General features: G+C 56.5%; 14 protein-coding genes. 11 read left to right on the forward strand and 3 right to left on the reverse strand.

Annotated elements, in window-relative coordinates:
• Nucleotides 1–193 precede the first annotated feature (193 nt).
• The 7 genes from clpP (at nt 194) to JK621_RS04090 (ending at nt 8,453) form a co-directional block, all read left to right on the forward strand.
• Nucleotides 194–817, forward strand: coding sequence for an ATP-dependent Clp endopeptidase proteolytic subunit ClpP (gene clpP, locus JK621_RS04060; RefSeq protein ID WP_006319787.1), 624 nt, complete (start codon nt 194–196; stop codon nt 815–817).
• 162 nt (nt 818–979) lie between these two features.
• On the forward strand, nt 980–2,251 hold the full coding sequence (gene clpX / locus JK621_RS04065; protein ID WP_006319788.1) for an ATP-dependent protease ATP-binding subunit ClpX: 1,272 nt from the start codon (nt 980–982) through the stop codon (nt 2,249–2,251).
• Nucleotides 2,252–2,444: 193 nt separating this feature from the next.
• Complete coding sequence (gene lon, locus JK621_RS04070) at nt 2,445–4,799, forward strand: endopeptidase La (RefSeq protein WP_212558740.1); 2,355 nt, start codon at nt 2,445–2,447, stop codon at nt 4,797–4,799.
• Nucleotides 4,800–5,015: 216 nt separating this feature from the next.
• A complete protein-coding gene (gene hupB / locus JK621_RS04075; RefSeq protein ID WP_006319790.1) occupies nt 5,016–5,288 on the forward strand; it encodes a nucleoid-associated protein HU-beta in 273 nt (90 codons plus the stop codon).
• 182 nt (nt 5,289–5,470) lie between these two features.
• Nucleotides 5,471–7,354: a peptidylprolyl isomerase gene (ppiD, locus tag JK621_RS04080; protein WP_212558741.1), complete on the forward strand. Its 1,884-nt coding sequence runs from the start codon at nt 5,471–5,473 to the stop codon at nt 7,352–7,354.
• Nucleotides 7,355–7,492: 138 nt separating this feature from the next.
• A complete protein-coding gene (locus tag JK621_RS04085) occupies nt 7,493–7,882 on the forward strand; it encodes a ComEA family DNA-binding protein (protein WP_212558742.1) in 390 nt (129 codons plus the stop codon).
• Between the two features lie 157 nt (nt 7,883–8,039).
• Nucleotides 8,040–8,453 carry an acyl-CoA thioesterase gene (locus JK621_RS04090; RefSeq protein ID WP_212558743.1) on the forward strand — a complete coding sequence of 138 codons (414 nt, stop codon included), beginning with the start codon at nt 8,040–8,042 and terminating at the stop codon, nt 8,451–8,453.
• Nucleotides 8,454–8,616: 163 nt separating this feature from the next.
• Here the strand turns inward: JK621_RS04090 and queC are convergent, their stop codons facing one another.
• Together queC and JK621_RS04100 are read right to left on the reverse strand one after the other, a co-directional pair.
• Complete coding sequence (gene queC / locus JK621_RS04095) at nt 8,617–9,315, reverse strand: 7-cyano-7-deazaguanine synthase QueC (protein ID WP_126480697.1); 699 nt, start codon at nt 9,313–9,315, stop codon at nt 8,617–8,619.
• A 124-nt stretch (nt 9,316–9,439) separates the two neighbouring features.
• Complete coding sequence (locus tag JK621_RS04100) at nt 9,440–11,155, reverse strand: SgrR family transcriptional regulator (RefSeq protein WP_212560118.1); 1,716 nt, start codon at nt 11,153–11,155, stop codon at nt 9,440–9,442.
• Nucleotides 11,156–11,258: 103 nt separating this feature from the next.
• Between JK621_RS04100 and cof the strand changes: the two genes are divergently transcribed.
• On the forward strand, nt 11,259–12,083 hold the full coding sequence (gene cof, locus JK621_RS04105; protein WP_212558744.1) for an HMP-PP phosphatase: 825 nt from the start codon (nt 11,259–11,261) through the stop codon (nt 12,081–12,083).
• Nucleotides 12,084–12,199: 116 nt separating this feature from the next.
• Here the strand turns inward: cof and JK621_RS04110 are convergent, their stop codons facing one another.
• Complete coding sequence (locus JK621_RS04110) at nt 12,200–13,240, reverse strand: PLP-dependent cysteine synthase family protein (protein ID WP_212558745.1); 1,041 nt, start codon at nt 13,238–13,240, stop codon at nt 12,200–12,202.
• Between the two features lie 122 nt (nt 13,241–13,362).
• Between JK621_RS04110 and JK621_RS04115 the strand changes: the two genes are divergently transcribed.
• From JK621_RS04115 to JK621_RS04125, 3 genes are all read left to right on the forward strand, one after another.
• The gene (locus JK621_RS04115; protein WP_004949329.1) at nt 13,363–13,824 is read left to right on the forward strand and encodes an Lrp/AsnC family transcriptional regulator; all 462 of its coding nucleotides are present in this window, start codon (nt 13,363–13,365) and stop codon (nt 13,822–13,824) included.
• 94 nt (nt 13,825–13,918) lie between these two features.
• A complete protein-coding gene (locus JK621_RS04120) occupies nt 13,919–15,694 on the forward strand; it encodes a SmdA family multidrug ABC transporter permease/ATP-binding protein (protein WP_212558746.1) in 1,776 nt (591 codons plus the stop codon).
• Nucleotides 15,687–17,465, forward strand: coding sequence for a SmdB family multidrug efflux ABC transporter permease/ATP-binding protein (locus tag JK621_RS04125; RefSeq protein WP_212558747.1), 1,779 nt, complete (start codon nt 15,687–15,689; stop codon nt 17,463–17,465). Before JK621_RS04120 ends, JK621_RS04125 begins: the two co-directional genes overlap by 8 nt.
• The last annotated feature ends 65 nt before the right edge of the window (nt 17,466–17,530 follow it).

A 17,530-nucleotide genomic window follows, 5' to 3' on the forward strand; every position in this document is an offset into this window, starting at 1 on the left:
TTCCGTCAGTGGCCCCAATCTGTAAAATGTATATATATGTGCTGTTTGCCAGAGTGCGCGGGATGATTATAACCGTCGGGTACGTGTGGCGCGGTCGAATGCTTGAGCATAGTCATCATGACCGTTCTCAAGTAGAATCGGTGTAATAGGGTGTAACCCTGGCCGCCAAGGCAATTTCTATTAGGAGACGGTAATGTCATACAGTGGCGAACGAGATCAATTTGCACCTAACATGGCCCTGGTGCCGATGGTGGTAGAGCAGACTTCACGCGGGGAGCGTTCTTACGACATCTACTCCCGCCTGCTGAAAGAGCGCATTATTTTCCTGACCGGCCAGGTAGAAGACCACATGGCCAACCTGATTGTGGCGCAGATGCTGTTCCTGGAAGCGGAAAGCCCGGAAAAAGACATTTTCCTCTACATCAACTCTCCGGGTGGCGTGATCACCGCAGGCATGTCAATCTATGACACCATGAAGTTCATCAAGCCGGACGTCAGCACCATTTGTATGGGCCAGGCGTGCTCGATGGGCTCTTTCCTGCTGACTGCCGGTGCCAAGGGCAAACGTTTCTGCCTGCCAAACTCGCGCGTGATGATTCACCAACCGCTGGGCGGTTATCAGGGCCAGGCGACGGACATCGAAATCCATGCGCGTGAAATCCTGAAGGTGAAGGCGCGCATGAACGAGTTGATGGCGGAACATACCGGCCAGACGCTGGAGCAGATCGAACGCGATACCGAGCGCGATCGCTTTATGACCGCGGAAGAAGCAGTAGAATACGGTCTTGTTGACGGTATTCTGACGCACCGCAGCTAGAACTACGCGGCTGGCGAGGTATATGTGCGAGCCGATAGACTATAGTAATCAGAGTGGGCGCGGCTCGCTCTGGTGAGCATTATCGGCGTTCCCGGTATGAGTTTTGGGCGCACTGCCGCCGTGATTTTCCTGCGGGACAAAGACTAAAGAAGAGGTTTACTGATGACAGATAAGCGCAAAGACGGTTCAGGAAAGCTGCTGTATTGCTCTTTCTGCGGCAAAAGCCAGCATGAAGTGCGTAAGCTGATTGCCGGCCCGTCAGTGTATATCTGCGATGAATGTGTTGACCTGTGTAACGACATTATTCGCGAAGAGATTAAAGAAGTTTCCCCGCATCGTGAGCGTAGCGCGCTGCCGACGCCGCATGAAATCCGTCACCACCTGGATGACTATGTCATCGGTCAGGAGCAGGCGAAGAAAGTGCTGGCGGTAGCGGTGTACAACCACTACAAACGCCTGCGCAATGGCGACAGCAGCAACGGCATCGAGTTGGGGAAAAGCAACATTCTGCTGATTGGCCCGACCGGTAGCGGTAAAACCTTGTTGGCGGAAACGCTGGCGCGTTTCCTGGATGTGCCTTTCACCATGGCCGATGCCACCACGCTGACCGAAGCCGGTTATGTGGGCGAGGACGTGGAGAATATTATCCAGAAACTGTTGCAGAAGTGTGACTACGACGTGCAAAAAGCGCAGCGCGGCATCGTCTACATCGATGAAATCGATAAGATTTCCCGTAAGTCAGACAACCCGTCGATTACCCGTGACGTGTCGGGCGAGGGCGTGCAGCAGGCGCTGTTGAAACTGATCGAAGGCACCATTGCCGCCGTTCCGCCGCAAGGGGGCCGCAAGCATCCGCAGCAGGAATTCTTGCAGGTCGATACCTCGAAAATCCTGTTTATCTGTGGCGGCGCCTTTGCCGGTCTGGATAAAGTGATCGGTCAGCGCGTCAATACCGGTTCCGGTATCGGCTTCGGTGCGACCGTGAAGGGCGAGTCCGAGAAAGCGACCGAAGGTGAGCTGCTGCTGCAGGCCGAGCCGGAAGATCTGATCAAGTTTGGTCTAATCCCTGAGTTCATCGGTCGTCTGCCAGTGGTCGCGACGCTGAGCGAACTGAGCGAAGATGCATTGATTCAGATCCTGAAAGAGCCGAAAAATGCTCTGACCAAACAGTATCAGGCATTGTTCAATCTGGAAGGCGTGGAGCTGGAGTTCCGCGATGAAGCGCTGAACGCTATCGCCAAGAAGGCCATGGCGCGCAAAACAGGCGCGCGCGGCCTGCGTTCTATCGTCGAAGGCGCGTTGCTGGACACCATGTACGATCTGCCGTCAATGGACAGCGTCGACAAAGTGGTGATCGACGAATCGGTCATCGCCGGCCAGTCCAAACCTCTGTTGATTTACGGCAAACCCGAAGCGCAGGCTTCAGGCGAATAATTAGCCAATCAAACCAGAAAGTTAATATCAAAATGGGGGATTTTATCCCCCATTTCTTTTTCCTGCGTTCTGGCCGTTGAATGTCAGAGATTCATCCCCATATACTCATTAACCAGATTTTATGAAACGTTTGATGCTTGCGTCTCATGAGATTCCCCTCAACCTGGCGGAAACTAAACTAAGAGAGAGCTCTATGAACCCTGAGCGTTCCGAACGCATTGAAATCCCCGTCTTGCCTTTGCGCGACGTGGTGGTTTATCCGCACATGGTGATCCCGTTATTTGTTGGCCGGGAAAAATCAATTCGGTGCCTCGAAGCAGCAATGGATCATGATAAAAAGATCATGCTGGTGGCACAGAAAGAGGCCTCAACGGATGAACCTGGCATTAACGACTTGTTCTCTGTCGGCACAGTCGCGTCTATCTTGCAGATGTTGAAACTGCCAGACGGCACGGTAAAAGTGCTGGTGGAAGGCCTGCAGCGGGCACGTATTACTACGCTTTCCGATAGCGGAGAGCATTTTGCCGCCCAGGCAGAATACCTTGAATCGCCGGCGATCGACGAGCGCGAACAAGAAGTCCTGGTGCGCACGGCAATCAATCAGTTTGAAGGCTACATCAAACTGAACAAGAAAATTCCACCGGAGGTGCTGACGTCATTGAACAGCATCGACGATGCTGCACGCCTGGCGGATACCATCGCTGCGCACATGCCTCTGAAACTCAGCGACAAGCAGTCGGTACTCGAGATGTTCGACATCACCGAGCGTCTGGAATACCTGATGGCGATGATGGAATCGGAAATCGACCTGCTGCAGGTCGAGAAGCGTATCCGTAACCGCGTCAAGAAACAGATGGAAAAAAGCCAGCGCGAGTACTATCTGAATGAGCAAATGAAAGCGATTCAGAAAGAACTGGGCGAAATGGACGACGCGCCGGACGAGCATGAAGCGCTGAAGCGCAAGATCGAAGCGGCGAAAATGCCGAAAGACGCGCGTGAAAAAACCGAAGCGGAACTGCAAAAGCTGAAAATGATGTCACCGATGTCTGCGGAAGCGACGGTGGTGCGCGGTTACATCGATTGGATGCTGCAGGTGCCCTGGAATGCGCGCAGCAAGGTGAAAAAAGATCTGAACAAAGCGCAGGAAGTGCTCGATATCGATCACTACGGCTTGGAGCGCGTCAAAGATCGCATCCTTGAGTATCTCGCAGTACAGAGCCGCGTAAGCAAAATCAAAGGGCCTATCCTGTGTCTGGTAGGGCCTCCTGGCGTGGGTAAAACCTCGCTTGGGCAGTCGATCGCCAAAGCGACCGGTCGCCAGTATGTGCGTATGGCGTTGGGCGGCGTGCGCGATGAAGCGGAAATCCGCGGTCACCGCCGTACCTATATCGGTTCTATGCCGGGCAAGCTGATCCAGAAAATGGCCAAGGTCGGGGTGAAAAACCCGCTGTTCCTGCTGGACGAGATCGACAAGATGTCTTCCGACATGCGCGGCGATCCGGCCTCTGCACTGCTTGAAGTGCTGGATCCGGAACAGAACGTGGCGTTTAACGATCACTACCTGGAAGTGGATTACGATCTGTCCGACGTGATGTTCGTCGCCACCTCCAACTCGATGAACATTCCTGCGCCGTTGCTGGACCGTATGGAAGTGATTCGTTTGTCCGGTTATACCGAGGACGAGAAACTCAACATCGCCAAGCAGCATTTGTTGCCGAAGCAACTTGAGCGTAACGCCCTGAAGAAAGGTGAGCTGACGGTAGACGATAGCGCCATCATCGGCATTATCCGCTACTACACCCGCGAAGCCGGGGTGCGTAGCCTGGAGCGTGAAATCTCCAAGCTGTGCCGTAAAGCGGTGAAAGCGCTGCTGATGGACAAGAAGATCAAACATATCGAGATCAACGGCGACAACCTGAAAGACTATTTGGGCGTGCAGCGCGTTGACTATGGTCGTGCGGACACCGAAAACCGCGTAGGCCAGGTTACCGGTCTGGCGTGGACGGAAGTGGGCGGTGACCTGCTGACCATAGAAACCGCCTGCGTGCCGGGCAAAGGCAAGCTGACCTACACCGGTTCTCTGGGCGAAGTGATGCAGGAATCGATTCAGGCGGCGCTGACTGTGGTGCGCGCGCGCGCGGACAAACTGGGCATCAACGCTGATTTTTACGAGAAGCGTGACATCCACGTGCACGTGCCGGAAGGCGCGACGCCGAAAGATGGCCCAAGCGCCGGTATCGCAATGTGCACCGCGTTGGTTTCCTGCCTGACGGGTAACCCGGTTCGCGCCGACGTGGCGATGACCGGTGAGATCACGCTGCGCGGCCAGGTGTTGCCTATTGGCGGTTTGAAAGAAAAACTGCTGGCGGCGCATCGCGGCGGTATCAAAACCGTGCTGATCCCGTATGAGAACAAGCGCGATCTGGAAGAGATCCCAGATAATGTCATCGCCGATCTGGATATTCACCCGGTGCAGCGAATTGATGAAGTTTTGAACCTTGCGTTGCAAAACCCGGCCTTCGGCGCACTGCCGGTAGCGGCAAAATAGTGACGAATAGCAAAAACCATTGATAAAACTTATGCTGGCAAGTCATTTCGGACTTGCCAGTCTTTTTTTGTACCGCTAAGTTAGAAAGCTGTCGGCCCGCGTTTTGCCACGCTTTCGGTGGCTTGCCAAGGCTCGATGGGATTGATATAACAGCTGCGCTGTCGCCACCGTAGGGATTTTTCGGTGCGACGATTGAATTCTAGAGGGGATGATAGAGTGAATAAGTCACAACTGATCGACAAAATTGCCGCAGGTGCTGATATTTCCAAAGCGGCAGCTGGACGTGCTTTAGATGCAGTAATTGCGTCTGTTACCGAATCCTTGAAGGAAGGGGATGACGTGGCCCTGGTTGGTTTCGGTTCTTTTACAGTGCGTGAGCGTTCGGCCCGTACTGGCCGTAACCCGCAAACAGGTAAAGAGATCAAAATCGCGGCAGCCAAAGTTCCGGCCTTCCGTGCAGGGAAAGCGCTGAAAGACGCAGTAAACTGATCGTTTGCGTCTAACCGGTTAGCGTTACAGGGTTTTGTAATAAACAATCACCTGACGCAACGGTGCTGGTAAGGTAAGATATAAGGCGCATCAGATTGATGCGCTTTTTTTATTTTTGTCGCAGGGAACGCGCCTGCGCAAGGGTGTTTTTAATCCACATCACAGCGGAGTGTTGTCACACTATGATGGACAATTTACGCGCGGCAGCTAATCACGTCGTGCTCAAAATCATCCTGGGCCTGATCATTTTGTCATTTCTTTTGACAGGGGTAGTCAGCTATCAGGGGAGTGCCGGTGATTATGCAGCTAAGGTCAATGGCCAGGTGATCGAGCGTGCTCAGCTGGAACAGGCTTTCCAAAGCGAACGCAGCCGCATGCAGCAACAGTTGGGTGACCAGTTCTCGGCACTGGCGGGCAACGAAGGCTATATGCAGCAGATGCGCCATCAGGCACTGTCACAGTTGATCGACAACATGCTGCTGGACCAATACGCCAAAAAATTAGGCCTGAGCGTCAGCGACGAGCAGGTAAAAGACGCCATCCGCAAGGCGCCTTATTTCCAGACTAACGGCCAGTTCGATAACGCCAAATATCTCGATTTGATCAGCCGCATGGGATACACCGCCGACAACTTCGCACAGTCAATGCGCCAACAGCTGGTTAATCAGCAGGTGATCCAGGCCTTCGGCCAATCAGGCTTCGTGTTGCCATCCGAATCTCAGAGCATGGCTGCTCTGGTGCTGCAGGAGCGCAACGTGCGCCTGGCGACTCTGGATCTGAAAGCGTTGCAGGCTAAACAGACCGTAACCGACGACGAACTGAAAGACTATTACAGCCAAAACAAGAACAGCTTCATTGCGCCGGAACAGGTCAAAGTGAGCTACATCCCGATGGACGCCGCCTCGATGCAAGACAAGGTGACGGTGGCAGATGCGGATATCAGCGCTTACTACGATCAGCACAAAAGCAGCTATGGCCAGCCTGAGCGCAAAAATTACAGCGTGATCCAGTTGAAAACCGAGGCTGAAGCCAATGCGGTGTTGGATGCGCTGAAAAAAGGCGGCGATTTCGCCACGCTGGCGAAAGAAAAATCCACTGACATCATCTCACGCCGCACCGGCGGTGAGCTGGGTTGGCTGGAGCCGGAAACGACCGCGGATGAGCTAAAGCAGGCTAACCTGACCGAAAAAGGCCAGCTTTCCGGCGTAGTGAAATCCTCCGTCGGTTATCTGGTGGTGCGTCTGAACGATATCGAACCTGAGAAAGTGAAGCCGTTGAGCGAAGTGCGCGACGACATCGCCAAGCAGGTCAAGCAGGAGAAAGCGGTAGACGCTTATTACGCGCTGCAGCAGAAGGTGAGCGAAGCCGCTACCAGCGATAACGAATCTCTGGCGTCAGCCGAAGTGGCCGCCGGCGTGAAAGCGGCACAAACCGAATGGTTCACCCGCGACAACGTTCCGGCGGCGCTGAACTTTAAACCTGTCATCCAGTCGATTTTCGACGGTTCACTGATTGGCGAGGGTGGCTCACCGGGCAGCAACTCCGACGTGATCACCGTTGATGGCGACCGCGCCTTCGTGATCCGCGTCTCTGGCCACAAACCGGAAGGCATTGAGCCGTTCGACCAGGTCAAAGACCGCGTCGCCGAGCTGGTTAAGCGCAACAAGGCTGAACAGGAAGCGAAACTGCAGGGCGAGAAGCTGCTGGTTGAGCTGAAACAAGGCAAGGGTGACGACGCGATGAAAGCGGCTGGCCTGAGCTTTGGCAGCGTGCAGAAGATGGCGCGTGCGCCGGAAGACAGCCAACTGGTGCAGAGCGTGTTTGCGCTGCCGCATCCGCAGGAAGGCAAACCGGTTTACGGCATGTCGCAAGATCGCCAGGACAACGTGGTGCTGATTGCGCTTGATGCCGTTAACCCAGGCACCTTGCCGGCCGAAGAAATGAAAACCTTTGTCGGCAAGATGGAAGAAGGGGCGACCGGCGTGTCCTTCGACTCTCTGCTGGCCAGCCTGCGTAAAGAAGCCAAGATCAAGATGGGAGCCGCTGAGCAGCAGCAGCCTCAGTAAGCACCGCATTTTTGTGCAACGCTATGCAATAACCAAAGGCCGCTTTCGCGGCCTTTTCCATATCTGAAATCCGCCAATTGCCGATCGTCACCCGCTGCGGCAAGGTAGCCATGCTGTTAAACACAAGGAGGATACAGCATGCAACTTACAGAAATAAAAGCGGTTAATGGTTATGGTTTCAGCGTCAAAGCGCTGTTGGTGGCGGCCCTGATTTGCCTGACGGGGCCGTCGATGGCCGCGGTGGAAAAAGCGGGGGTTGCTCCGCCGGTATTATCTGCGCCGGCGGTTAAGGCGGGGCAGGGAAGTGAGGTGGTGCTCACCGCCGATGACGAAGCCTCAGTCAGTATCAATCAGGCCGATGCCGAGCAACTGGCCAGCGTGTTGAAGGGCGTAGGGCTTAAGAAAGCGGAGAGCATTGTGCGCTACCGCGAGCAGAATGGTCCGTTTACGCAGATAGAACAACTTCAGGAAGTGCCGGGCATCGGGCCTGCATTGTTTGAAAGGAATCGCGCACGGCTCAAAATGTGATGTTGTTCACGGCTGCGTGGCAAAGTGCCATTGCAGCCTTTTTCCTCTGCTACATTTTACAGGTCTTACCAGTTTGGCATATTGACCAAACGGGTGCGGGGGCAGTATGCCGCCCCCGCTTTATTCTGTAATCACCAGGCTGGAGCTGCGTTTCCCTATGCATCATACCTTTATCAAAGTCCGTGGTTATCATCTTGATGTTTATCAACATGTGAATAATGCCCGCTATCTGGAGTTTCTGGAGGAGGCGCGCTGGGATTGGCTGGAGAATCATGAAGGCTTCCGTTGGATGACGGAAAACAACATCGCCTTTATCGTGGTGAATATCAATATCAATTACCGCACTCCGGCGGTGCTGGGGGACAAGCTGCGTATCGACAGCCAGATGGTGCAGCTTAACGGCAAAAGCGGTGTGCTGAGCCAGAAGGTGACGCAGGATGCAACGGGCACGCTGGTTGCGGATGCGCTACTGACCTTCGTCTGTGTCGATCTGAAAACCCAACGGGCGTTGCCGATTGAGGGGCAACTGCGCGAACACCTGCAGGTGCTCACACAGCCGGAGAATCAGTAAAGCAATGAGCGGCAATCTTTTCTTTGCCGCCGTTATCTCCGCCATACTTCAAGCGGCATCCTTGTTGGTTGCGCGCTTACCCGAATCACTTACTTGAGTAAGCCCATCGGGATGCGTTTGCTTACCGCTTCGATGCCACTCGAATTATTTAAGGTATGTACACTCAGGCCAGGCCGGTTTTCTGTTTCAGGCTCGCCATTACTTCGGCTTTGTTGATTTGATATTGCTTCAGGCCGTTGGCGCGCAGATGGCAGGCCGCGCATTCACCGCAGCCATCGCCCTGGATGCCGTTGTAGCAGGTCAGGGTATCCTGGCGCACCCGTTCCAACTGTTGGTAGTAATCCGCCAGCGCCCAGGTTTCTGCCTTGTTCAGCCACATCAGCGGCGTTTCGAAGCGAATATCGCGGGCGATGCCGAGTACCACGGCATGATTCAGCGCTTTGACAAATTCGTCGCGGCAATCCGGGTAACCGGAAAAGTCGGTTTCACAAACGCCGGTGATCACGGCTTCGGCTTCCACCTGGTAGGCATAGATAGCGGCCAGCGTCAGGAACAGGATATTACGGCCCGGTACGAAAGTGCTTGGCAGCCCGCCTTTTTGCTCGCTGTCATAAACAGGCACCGGAATGTTGTCACGCGTCAGGCTGCTGATAGCCAGCTCGTTGAGCAGGCCCACGTCCAGTACCTTATGCGCTTTGGCGCCAAGCGCCACCGACAGCGCCTGAGCGACTTCGATTTCGGCGCGGTGACGCTGGCCGTAATCGAACGTGATGCAATGCACTTCATCGTACTGCTGCAATGCCTGAATCAAGCAGGTCGTGGAGTCTTGTCCACCGCTGAAAACGACAACCGCGCGTTTCATAAAATCACCTTATTTTATGGCTGAAGCCAGACCCGATACATGCCCGGGCGGCCGAATAAAAAATGCGTGCGGCAACTAGGGTAGCAGAAATAGCCGCTGCCGTAGCGGTTGTACATGCTCATCGTTAAGAAGGTGGCTGCTGATCCTCCACCGGCGGCGGTAGCCAGGCCTGGCAGAAATCAAACCAGCCGTAGGCGGTCAGGGTGACGCCATGAATGCGCGGCGGCGCGCTGATTTGATACTGATAGTGAAACAAAGGGGTGATGATTGCCGCGGCCATCAACTGCTGATAGTAGGTTTTCAATTGCTCAAAACGCGGTTGCTGCGCGGGAAGTTGCTGGATCCGTTGTAACCTTTGTTGCTGATCTTGCCAGCGTGAGGCAGGTAAAATGCCACGCCACAGCGTATCTTGCCGCAACCAGCTTTCCAGCGTGGCCTCTGGCGATTCGCCAATCAGGTTATCCGCCAGCAGGAGATCGGCCTGCTCGATTTGCTCCGCGCTTTGCCAGCGTTTGCCCGCGTAGTAACGCACCTCCAACTCACAGCCATGGCGCGCCAATAACTGCTGCAGCGCCACCGTGACCGTCTCCAGCTCAACCGGCGGCCGGTACAGCAGCGTCAGCCTGGCGGGCAGGGCAATATCCTGGTTGGCCTGATGCTGCGGGATTGCCCAGCCGGGCAGCATCTCGTGGCTGGGGGTGATGACGCTGTTGGGTACCGGCAGGTTGGCCAGCAGGCCGGATTGCTGGATTAGCATCAGCAGCTTTTGCCCCTGCGCTTCGCTGAGCACGCCATGCTTCAGATTCACCGCCAGATAGCACCAACCCAGGCTCATGCTGCGTTGTACCGGCCGGGCCAGCTCTTCCTGTGGGCCGAGGGTAATACGCACCGGGTGTTGGCAACTGGTGTAAGCCCTGTCGGCATGCAGTTCCGGGGCGATCCAATACTCAATACTTTCCAGATAAGGATGCTGCAAATGGTAAAATGGATGCTGTTCCAGGCGCACCAGATGAGGGGCATTTAACGTCAGCTTAAAGGGGCCGGCGCCAATGCCCGGTGAATCCGGGTGCGTCAAAAGACAAGGCAACTCTGCCAGCCGGTGTGCCAGCCAGTAGTCCGGGCGCTGCAGATCAAACTGAATGCACAGCGCATGCGGCAGGCTGATGGCGGCAACGCTGGACAGGCTTGGCTGGCTGCGTGGGTGCTGGAGCAATTTTCCCAGCGTTTGCAGCAGTTGCTGCCCGGTCAGAGGCTCGCCGTTATGCCAACGCAACTGGCTGCGCAGGAAAAACTGCCAGCGCAGGCCATCCTCGCTGATTTGCCAGTGATGGGCCAGATCCGGCTGAGGCTCAGGGTTGCCGGTCATAAAGCGCGTCAATCCGGCGTGCAGCGTGGCGACCAGATGTTGCTCTGCACGCCCGGTGAGGGTCAGCGGATCCAGGGGTTCCAGCGTGCGGTAGTAGGGGATACGCAGCGTCGGGCTGCCCGCCTGCCATTGGCCGCCGAGGTGCGGGCTGAGCAATTCTTGCAGATGCTGCGGGTCCAGTTGCGCCATTTCCAGCGCGCCCCGATGATCGCCATTATGCAACAGCCGTTGCAGATGAGCGGCGCGCAGTTCATCCGGGGTTTTCAGGCAGTGAAGGCGTGCGCGCTTGCCGCGTCCGGCCTGTGAATGCCAGCTCAACCAGCCCTGATCCTGCAACTGCTGCACCAGCGTGCGGGCATGGCGTTCGCTGCAATAGAACAGCGCCGCCAGCTCGCCGATGGTAATCGCCACCGGCGCGCCGCCGAGTTGCTGGTACAGACGTTGATATTGGCTGAGGCGGTGGGTCAGGCGCATGATAGAAATCCGGAACAGTTTTGCGGAATTGTTCACTATTACTTCCGCAAATACCATCCCATACTGCAGTGATTGTAATCGGGTTCACATTCACGAGGTCTTTATGTATCGTCTGGCGGCTTTTGATATGGATGGCACTTTGCTGACGCCGGATCACCGGGTCGGTTCGGAAACCCTGGCGGTACTGAAGCAACTGGTTGAACGGGACATGATCGTGACCTTCGCCACCGGGCGGCACTACCTTGATGCGCAGCCGATCATGGCGCAACTCGGCTTGCAGGGCTACCTGATTACCGGCAACGGCACCCGGGTTTATGACAATCAGGGGCGGCAATTGCACGCTACCGATTTGCCTGCCGATATTGCCGAAGAGGTGCTGCATACCCACTGGCGCACCGAGGCCAGCATACACGTTTTTCGTGACGAAGGCTGGATGACGGAATTTGCGGTGCCGGACGAGATGCTGTGGGCGCATCACCTGAGCGGTTTTCGTTTCCAACTGGCGGAGCTGCGCAGATTGCCGGCATTCGGCAACAGCAAAGTGTGTTTTATCGCACCGCATGAGGAGTTACTGGAGTTGCAGTTGCAACTCCAGGCGCATCTGGGCGGAACGGCCGATCTCTGTTTTTCCGCCTACGAGTGCCTGGAAGTGCTGCCGCTCGGCTGCAACAAGGGCACGGCGTTAGATACGCTGAGCCGCCACCTGGGGATAACGATGGCGGAGTGCATGGCGTTTGGCGATGCGATGAACGACAAGGAGATGCTGGCGACGGTGGGGCACGGCGTGGTGATGGGCAATGCCTTGCCGCAGTTGAAGTCGTCGTTGCCCCAGCTACAGGTTATCGGCCACTGCGAACGGCAGGCGGTGGCTCACTATTTGCAACATTGGCTGCGTTCACCTTACCTCACCTATTCCCCCGAATTATGAGGTTTTTACTTTTACAGCCGGCCGGGTATGACTTACCCGGCTTTTTTTATCCCCTGCATCTTTCAAGCCGCAACGTTGTTGGCTGCAACTCGCAATCCATGGGGGATTGTTGCTGATTACAAATCTTCCAGTTGCGCCAGCCAGGGCGTCAGGTCACCGATATTGTCGCTTACCCACTCGGGGTTGTAATAGGTATCCAGATAGCGTTCGCCGCTGTCGCACAGCAGGGTGACGATCGATCCCTGTTCAGCCTTTTCCCGCATCTGTTTCGCCAATTGCAGCGCGCCCCACACGTTGGTGCCGGTGGAGGCGCCCACTTTGCGCCCCAGAACCTTTTCCAGCCAGTGGATAGTGGCGACGCTGGCGGCATCCGGTACGCGCAGCATACCGTCGACCACCGACGGAATAAACGAAGGCTCGGCGCGTGGGCGGCCAATGCCTTCTATCCTGCTGCCGCAACTGCCGATAATGGTGCGATCGCTCTGGTGGAAACAATCGTAGAACACCGAGTTTTCCGGATCGACCACCGTCAGGCGCGTGTCGTGCCCTTGATAGCGAATATAGCGCCCCAGGGTTGCAGAGGTGCCGCCGGTACCGGCGCTCATCACAATATGTTTGGGAACCGGGAAGGGCTCGCGCGCCATCTGGCGGAAGATACTGTCGGCGATGTTGTTGTTCCCGCGCCAGTCGGTTGCACGCTCGGCGTAGGTGAACTGATCCATATAGTGGCCGTTCAGCTCTTTCGCCAACTGTTCGGAGACGGCGTAAATTTGCGCCGCATGGTCGACAAAGTGGCAGCGGCCGCCGTAGAAGGCGATTTGCTCAACCTTGCGGCGCGCGGTACACGACGGCATCACGGCGATAAACGGCAAACCAATCAGCCGGGCGAAGTAGGCTTCGGACACTGCGGTACTGCCGGAAGAGGCTTCGATAATCGTGGTGTTTTCGGTGATCCAGCCGTTGCACAAACCGTACAGGAACAGCGAGCGGGCCAACCGGTGCTTCAGGCTGCCGGTCGGGTGAGTGCTTTCATCTTTCAGGTACAGGCAGATACCGGGAAATTCAGGCAGGTTCAGGCGGATCAGGTGCGTGTCGGCGGAGCGTTGGAAATCTGCTTCTATTTCGCCGATCGCATATTTTACCCAAGAATTTGTCATCGTCTGGCCTCAGAATAGGGGGCTTGTTTACCGCGTAGCATAGCCTGTCGCAGGGAAAAAAGGATTGCCATTTTCCCTGTTTAATCGCCTAATGGGAGAAAAATTTTCTCCTGGTTGGCGATATGTTAGATAAAACAGACCGTAAATTACTGTGCATGCTGCAACAGGACTGCACGCAGTCGCTGCAGGCGCTGGCCGACGCGGTCAATCTCACGTCGACGCCCTGCTGGAAAAGGCTGAAGCGGCTGGAAGATGAAGGCTATATCCGTGGGCGCGTCGCGCTGCTGGATAATGAAAAGCTGGGCCTGGGGCTAACGGCGTTTGTGCTGATCAAAACCCAGCAGCACAGCAGCGAGTGGTATCAGAAGTTCGTGCAACTGACCCAACAGATGCCAGAGGTGCTGGCGTTCTATCGCATGGCGGGCGAGTACGATTACCTGATGCAGGTGGAAGTGGCGGACATGAAGAGTTACGACAGCTTTTACAAGCGCCTGGTGAACGGCGTGCCGGGGCTGATTGACGTCACCTCCAGCTTCGCAATGGAAAAAATCAAATACACCACCGCACTGCCGGTTCCCGAGTGAAATGTTCACCGAACTGGCAAAGTAACGGTGGTATTCTACTCTGCTGAGTCAGAGCGAGAGTAAAATCGACTACATTATCCTGGAATAAAACTGCGTGAGATTATTTGCTCAAATCGGCTGGTATTTCCGCCGCGAGTGGCGCCGCTACCTGGGGGCGGTGGTGCTGCTGATCGTCATCGCCATACTGCAATTGTTGCCGCCCAAGCTGGTGGGCATCATTGTCGACGGCGTCACCGAACAACAGATGTCCGCCGGCGTGTTGATGGCCTGGCTGGGGTTGATGCTCGGTACTGCCGTGATTGTTTACCTGCTGCGCTACGTGTGGCGGGTGCTGCTGTTTGGTGCTTCTTATCAACTCGCCGTTGAACTGCGCGAGAACTTCTATCGCCAGCTCAGCCGGCAGAATCCGGCCTTTTATCTGCGTCACCGCACCGGTGATCTGATGGCACGCGCCACCAATGACGTGGATCGGGTGGTTTTCGCCGCCGGTGAAGGGGTGCTGACGCTGGTGGATTCACTGGTGATGGGGTTGGCGGTGCTGGTGGTGATGAGCACCCAAATCAGCTGGCAACTGACCCTGCTGTCGCTGATCCCGATGCCGATCATGGCGATTGTGATTAAGTACTACGGCGACCAGTTGCATCAGCGCTTTAAATCGGCGCAGGCAGCGTTCTCCAGTCTGAACGATCAGGCTCAGGAAAGCATGACCAGCATCCGCATGATCAAGGCATTCGGCCTGGAAGATCATCAGTCCAATCAGTTTGCGGAAGTCGCCGCCCAAACCGGCGCCAAAAACATGCATGTGGCGCGGATAGACGCCCGTTTTGATCCGACTATTTATATCGCCATCGGCGCTTCCAATCTGCTGGCGATCGGCGGCGGCAGCTGGATGGTGGTCAACGGTTCGCTGACGCTTGGCCAACTGACCAGCTTCGTGATGTACCTTGGCCTGATGATTTGGCCGATGCTGGCGCTGGCCTGGATGTTCAACATCGTGGAGCGCGGCAGCGCAGCCTATGGCCGTATTCGCAGCCTGCTGGAGGAAGCGCCGGCGGTGACGGACGGCGAGAACCCGTTGCCGGCCGGGCGAGGCAGTCTGAAGGTCGATATCCGGGCGTTCCATTACCCGGGAAATTCACACGCGGCGCTGCACGACGTGGCGCTGAAACTGGAGCCGGGGCAGATGCTCGGGCTGTGCGGGCCAACCGGTGCCGGGAAGTCGACGCTGCTGTCGTTGATCCAGCGTCAGTTTGATATTGACGATGGCCAGATTAGTTATCAGGGGATGCCGCTGACCCAGGTGAAGCTTGACGATTGGCGCTCGAGGCTGTCCGTGGTCAGCCAGACGCCGTTCCTGTTTTCGGATAGCGTTGCCAACAATATCGCGCTGGGCAAGCCGGGAGCGACGCAGGATCAGATTGAGCGCGCGGCTCGCCTGGCCAGCGTGCACGACGATATCTTGCGATTGCCGCAGGGCTATGAAACCGAAGTGGGTGAGCGTGGCGTCATGCTCTCCGGCGGGCAGAAGCAGCGTATTTCCATTGCGCGTGCTCTGCTGCTGGATGCGGAGATCCTGATCCTCGACGACGCGCTCTCGGCGGTGGATGGCCGTACTGAACACCAGATCCTGCACAATTTACGCAGTTGGGGGCAGAACCGGACGGTGATTATCAGTGCGCACCGGCTTTCGGCGTTGACCGAAGCCAGCGAGATCCTGGTGATACAGCACGGTAGCGTGGCGCAACGTGGCCAGCATGCCTCACTGGCGGATCAGCCCGGCTGGTATCGCGATATGTATCGCTATCAGCAACTGGAGGCGGCGCTGGATGAAGCTCCGCAAGTCGGCGAGGAGAGAGTAGCCAATGAATAAAATGCAAAAGCTGTGGCCGACGCTGAAACGGCTGCTGGCTTATGGCTCGCCTTACCGTAAACCGCTGGGGCTGGCAGTGTTGATGCTGTGGGTAGCTGCGGCGGCGGAAGTCGCCGGGCCAATTCTGGTCAGTTACTTTATCGATAATTACGTCGCCAGGGGCCAATTGCCGTTAATGATCGTCTGCGGGCTGGCGGCGGCTTACATTTTGCTGGAGCTGTTGGCGGCGGCGCTGCACTATTTTCAGGCGCTGTTGTTCAATCAGGCTGCGGTGGGGGTGGTTCAGCGTCTGCGCACCGACGTGATGGACGCCGCACTGCGTCAGCCGCTCAGCGCCTTCGATACGCAACCGGTCGGGCAGTTAATCTCGCGGGTGACCAACGACACCGAAGTGATTAAAGATCTGTACGTGATGGTGGTTTCCACCGTGCTGAAAAGCGCCGCGTTGATTGGTGCCATGCTGGTGGCGATGTTTAGCCTCGACTGGCGCATGGCGCTGGTGGCGATTTGCATCTTCCCGGCGGTATTTGTGGTGATGGGCATTTATCAGTATTACAGCACGCCGGTCGTACGCCGGATGCGCGGCTATCTGGCGGACATCAACGACGGTTTTAATGAAGTGATCAACGGCATGGGCGTGATCCAGCAGTTCCGTCAGCAGATCCGCTTTGGCGAGCGCATGAGCGCAGCCAGCCGTTCACACTATTCCGCACGCATGCAGACGCTGCGTCTGGACGGTTTTCTGCTGCGGCCGCTGCTCAGCCTGTTTTCGGCGCTGGTGCTGTGCGGCCTGCTGATGCTGTTCGGTTTCAGCGGCGAAGGGTCGATAGGCGTCGGCGTGCTGTATGCCTTTATCAATTACCTGGGGCGCCTGAATGAGCCATTGATTGAACTGACGTCGCAGCAGTCGATTCTGCAACAGGCGGTGGTGGCCGGCGAGCGCATTTTCGAGCTGATGGACCGCAGCCAGCAGAGCTACGGTGCCGACGATCGTCCGCTGGAAAGCGGGCGTATCGAGATCGACAACCTGAGCTTCGCTTACCGCGAAGATAAAAAGGTGCTGCAACATATTTCGCTGTCGGTGCCTTCGCGCGGTTTCGTGGCGCTGGTCGGCCATACCGGCAGCGGCAAGAGCACGCTGGCTAACCTGCTGATGGGCTATTACCCGGTCAACGAAGGCCAAGTGCGTCTTGATGGGCGCCCCTTGTCCGATCTGTCGCACCGTACGCTGCGCCAGGGCGTGGCGATGGTGCAACAGGATCCGGTGGTGATCGCCGAATCTGTGCTGGCCAACGTCACTCTGGGGCGCAACATCAGCGAAGAGGCGGTGTGGCAGGCGCTGGAAACGGTGCAGTTGGCTGAGCTGGTACGTGCCTTCCCGCAGGGCATCCATACCCGCCTGGGCGAGCAGGGCAACAACCTGTCGGTGGGCCAGAAACAGCTGCTGGCAATGGCCAGGGTACTGGTGCAGGCGCCGCAGATCCTGATCCTCGACGAGGCGACCGCCAACATTGACTCCGGAACCGAACAGGCGATCCAGCGCGCGCTGCGTTTGATCCGTGAACACACCACGTTGGTGGTGATCGCTCACCGCTTGTCGACCATTGTCGATGCCGACTCGATTCTGGTGTTGCACCGTGGTCAGGCAGTCGAGCAGGGCAATCATCAGCAACTGCTGGCGCAGCAGGGGCGTTACTACCAGATGTATCAACTGCAACTGGTGGGCGAGGAGCTGGCCGCCGCCACCCGCGAAGAAACGCAAATCGCATAATCCCGGGGGCCGGTCACCAAAACCGGCCCTTTCTTTTTCCCGCCACGCACCACAAACAGGCATTT

This window comes from Serratia plymuthica (assembly GCF_018336935.1).
GTDB lineage: Bacteria > Pseudomonadota > Gammaproteobacteria > Enterobacterales > Enterobacteriaceae > Serratia > Serratia plymuthica_B.